Source organism: Egibacteraceae bacterium (assembly GCA_040905805.1).
Lineage (GTDB): Bacteria > Actinomycetota > Nitriliruptoria > Euzebyales > Egibacteraceae > DATLGH01.
Genome location: JBBDQS010000160.1, coordinates 10092 through 14511, shown reverse-complemented (window position 1 = coordinate 14511; position 4420 = coordinate 10092). Strand labels below are relative to the sequence as shown.

At 75.1% G+C, this 4420-nt stretch carries 2 protein-coding genes; both read right to left on the bottom strand.

Going from position 1 to position 4420, the window contains the following annotated elements; genetic code table 11:
• Positions 1–1384, bottom strand: a 1384-nt coding sequence (locus tag WD250_17140) for a serine/threonine-protein kinase (GenBank protein MEX2621942.1), incomplete at its 3' end; no start/stop codon positions are given.
• Between the two features lie 146 nt (positions 1385–1530).
• Positions 1531–4317 (bottom strand): serine/threonine-protein kinase, encoded by a 2787-nt coding sequence (locus WD250_17135; GenBank protein ID MEX2621941.1) that lies wholly within the window; start codon positions 4315–4317, stop codon positions 1531–1533.
• Positions 4318–4420 lie beyond the last annotated feature (103 nt).

The window sequence follows — 4420 nt, the reverse complement described above, 5'->3', positions numbered from 1 at the left end:
CATCGGTGTCGGTGTCGGTGTCGGTGTCGGTGTCGGTGTCGGTGTCGGTGTCGGTGTCGGTCGCCTGGGCGTCGGGCGGGCCGACGTCGGTGCGGCCACCGTCGAGCACCACCAGTCCGCCGAGCACCACTGCAGCGACCACGGCCAGCCCGCCGAGCGCCAGCAGGACCGGTTTGGCGGACCGGCGACGCTGCCCGGCGCCGGCGCCGGGGGCCGCGGGCGCTGGGGCCGTGGGGGCCGGGGCGCCGGCCACGTCGGCGTCGCCCGGCTCGACCGCGTCGGCCACGTCGGCGTCGCCCCGCTCGACCGCGTCGGCCACGTCGGCGTCGCCCCGCTCGGCCACGTCGGCGTCGCCCCGCTCGACCGCGCCGGCCACGTCGGCGTCGCCCGGCTCGGCCGCGTCGGCGTCGTCGGCATCGGGTGCCCTGCGGCTGAGGGCCGTGGCCTCGGCCAGGACCTCGGGGGCGATGGCGTTGGTCGCGCCGTCGTCGGCGGCGGGCGCGCGCCGGGGCTCGCCGATCACGGTCAGGGGCGCCACCGGCTCGCCGAGGGCCTCCTGGCACATCTGCAGCAGCCGGCCCGCTTCCTCCGCGGTGCGGTCGCGATCCTCGGGATCCTTGGCCATGAGGCGCTCGATGGCGTCGCACACCTCGTCGGGGACCCCCTCGCCCCGCAAGTCGGGGATCAGCTCGCCGGTGATGCGGGCCAGGGCCGGCACGATCGACTGGTCGGTGTCATGGATGAACGCCGGGCGGCCCTTCAGGAGCATGAACAGGGTCGAGCCGAGCGCGTACACGTCCGAGGCCACCGACGGGTCCTTGCCGGCCAGCAGCTCGGGGGACACGTGGGCGATGCTGGCCGTCAGGGTGTCGGTCTTGGTCTCCTCCCGGCCCTGCAGCCGGGCGATCCCGAAGTCGGCCAGCTGCGGCTCGTGGTACTTCGACATCAACACGTTCTCGGGCTTGATGTCGCGGTGGAGCACACCGCTGCGGTGGGCGGTCTCCAACGCCCCGGCGAGCTTCACGCCGAGGGCGAGCACCTCCTGCCACGGCACCGGGCCGACGGTCTCCAGCCGGTCGGCCAGGGTGCCGCCGGGCATGAAGTCCATGACGATGTAGGGCTGACCCGTGTCGGTGAAGCCCGACCCGTGCACGGTGATGATGTTGGGGTGGCCGGCCAGGGTCCCCATGGCCCAGCACTCGCGCTCGAAGCGCGACCGCACCCGCTGGTCCTCCACGGCGTTGCGCAGCACCTTGATGGCCACGGTGCGCTGCAACGCCGCTTGGCGCGCCCGGTAGACGCTGCCGAAACCGCCACGACCGATCTCCACGGCGTCGTCCAGACCGTGGATCCCGAGATCTATGGTGGTCAGTGCATCCTCCACCTGCGTGCCCCGCTTCCCGTCACTGCTTGCGACTGCTCAGTGCACGGACGTCGCGCTGAGCCGGCGACGCTCCGCCGCCGGAACCTGTTGGCCCCCGCGTTGCCGCAGCCCGGGACGTGCAGTGTAACCGAGCCTCCGGACACCGACTAGGGTTGCAACAGCGCGTAGGCCTGGTCGGCCTGCGGGGCGAACGCGAAGCGCGGGGAGGCGTCGAGGCACCCGACCGCCAGGCCGCCCTCGTCATTGGTGAAGCGGTTCGGGGCGGACTGCGCGCCACCGGCCCCGCCCAGCTCGGGATCGGCCAGGTACCAGGCCACCACCAGGCCGCAGACCGCGTCGGCGTCCTCGCGGGTGGCCGACTCGAGCCACACCGCCACGATCGTCTCCTCCCCCCTGCTCCAGGCGCGCAGCTGGCCGCCGTGCCAGCCGGCGGCGGCGTCGCGGGCGGCCTCCGGGGGGAAGTCGACGAACATCAGCAGCAGGTCCTGCTCGCCGAATGTGCGGGTCAGCAGGGGCTCCCATCCCTCGCCGGGGTCGGTCGCCACCGCCACGTCCACGGGCGCTTGGCGCTGCATGTAGCGCTCCGGGTGGATGACCTGGGTGGTCGAGGTGGGTGGGTCGGCGTAGACGGCGTCGAGGGCATCGGTGGTGCCGGGGGCCTCGAACGCTTCGAGGGCTTCGCCCTCGTCGATGTCGGCTGCGACGGGATCCTCGGGCTCGGCGGCGGCGTCGGGCGCGGCGGGGGCCTCGGGGACGGCTGCGGCGATGATGGCCTGCACGAACGGCGGACCCTGCAGCAGCGGGAAGGTGATATCGGCGATCGCCACCGGCGGTGCCGTCTCCAGGCGCCGTCGGGGCTGTACCCGCGACTCGACGGTGATCTCCTCGCGCCTGGACTCCTCGAGGAAGCGGAAGCGCCAGGCGGCGCTGGTGACCTGCGCGTCCCCGATGAACACCGCCGCCACGGCCCGGGCGGCGTCGAGGTCCGCGGCGGCGTCGAGGTGCGCCTCCAGGTCGTAGGTCTGGTCGAGCAGCGCGAGGGTGATCTCGTCGACCAGCGCCGCCTCGGTGAAGGGGGACAGCTGCGGGCGGTCCGAGCGCACATGGACGCGGCCGCTGGCCGGGTCGTAGAACGCCGGGAAGCGCTCCTCCCACACGCCCCGCACCAGCTCCGGGTAGTCGCCGTCGGCGGGGAGCTGGTGCATCGCGGCCAGCACCCGGTGCTCGGCCGACTGGTCCTCGAGCGGCCCCTGGTGCAGGCCGCCGGCGAACTCGCGGATCAGGGGCGCGTAGGCGGCGGTGGTGTAGCGGCGCACGTCGAGCTCGCCCTCGACCTCGAGCCCGCGCACGTCGGCGACCTGGCCGATGATCCGCGACATGTCGAGCACCTCCCCCTCGCCCTCCGCCGGGTCGGGTTCGGCGGGCCCGGTGTCGGTCGGCGAGGGCGTCGGCGTCGGCGTCGGCGTCGGGTCGGGCTGGGCCTGGGGGTCGTCGCCGAGATCGCCGAGCACCACCACCGCGACCACCACCAGGACCAGCGCCGCGATCCCGGCCAGGGCCAGCGGCAGGCGCCGGCGGCGCGTGGGCGCGGGGTCGGGGTCGGGGCCCGGCGGCATCGTCCCCGGCGGGGCCTGGATGGTGGCGGGATCCATCGGGTCGTGGGCCGGCGTGCCGGTGCCCGGCCCGTCGGCGCCGGGGTCGCCGGCACCCGGGTGGTCCGCGGCGCCCGGGTCGTCGCCGGCGCCCGGGTGGTCCGCGGCGGCCTGCCCGATGGCGGCCGGGTCGATGCGTCGGGTCACGCCGGCGGTGCCGCCCCCGGGGGGGGCGTCGGGGTCCGCCCCGGGGCTCGGGCTGGGGGGTAGGCCCCGGCCCGTGACCAGCCCCGGCGGGGGGGCGGCCGGTGGGATCGGCGGGGGCCCGATCGCCCCGGTCTCGTCGAGCGGCTCGGCGGGCGGGCTCGCGCCCGTCCCGGTCGCGTCGATGATGGGTCCGGTGTCGGTCACGCGGCCGGTGAGGTCGGCGCCGTCGCCGGGGCCGTCGGCCACGTGGATGGGGGTGGCGGGCAGCCCGAGCCGACGCTGCAGCCCCTGCAGATGCGTGGCGAGATCCAGCGCGGTGGCGAAGCGCTCGGCGGGGTCCTTGGCCATCAGCCGCTCGACGACCGCCGCGACGGCGTCGGGCACCCCGAACCCGCGCAGGTCGGGCACCGGCTCGGAGGTGATGCGCGCGATGGCCGGCAGGACCGACTCGTCGGTCTTCTTGACGAACGCGGGCCGGCCCGACAGCAGCACGAACAACGTCGAGCCCAGCGCGTACAGGTCGGTCTGCACCGACGCCGGGTCACCGGCGAGCAGCTCGGGGGCGGCGTGGGCGATGCTCGCGGTCAGCGAGCCGGTGCGCGTCTCCGGGCCGCCCTGGAGCCGGGCGATCCCGAAGTCGCCGAGCTCGGGCTCCCCGTAGGCCGACAGCAGCACGTTCTCGGGCTTGATGTCGCGGTGCAGGACCCCGGCCCGGTGCGCCATCTCCAGCGCCGCGCTCAGCTTCACGCCGGTGGCCACGGCCTCCTGCCAGCTCACCGGACCGTGCTCGACCCGGTCGCCCAGGTTCCCGCCCGGCATGAAGTCCATCAGGATGTAGGGCTGGCCGCCCGGCCCGAAGCCCGCGTCGAACACCGTGACGATGTGGGGATGGTCCGACAACCGGCCCATGGCGACGCACTCGCGCTCGAACCGCAGGCGGACCCGGTCGTCACGGACCTGCGCGCTCAGGATCTTGACGGCGACCGTGCGGTTGAGCGCGGACTGGTGCGCCTCGTAGACGACCCCGAACCCTCCGCGAGCGACCTCGCGCACGATCTCGAGGTCGGGCAGGCGGAACTCGCCCGGGGGTGGGCCCGGCTCGTCGGCTCCGCCTGGAGCTGCACCCTCCGGCATCGGTGTGCTCCTAACGCTGTGACATCGGCCCGACGCTGTGACATCGGCCCGCGACCAGTGTACGGATGGCACGCCGCGGCGCGGTTCTGCATCGTCAGGGCGG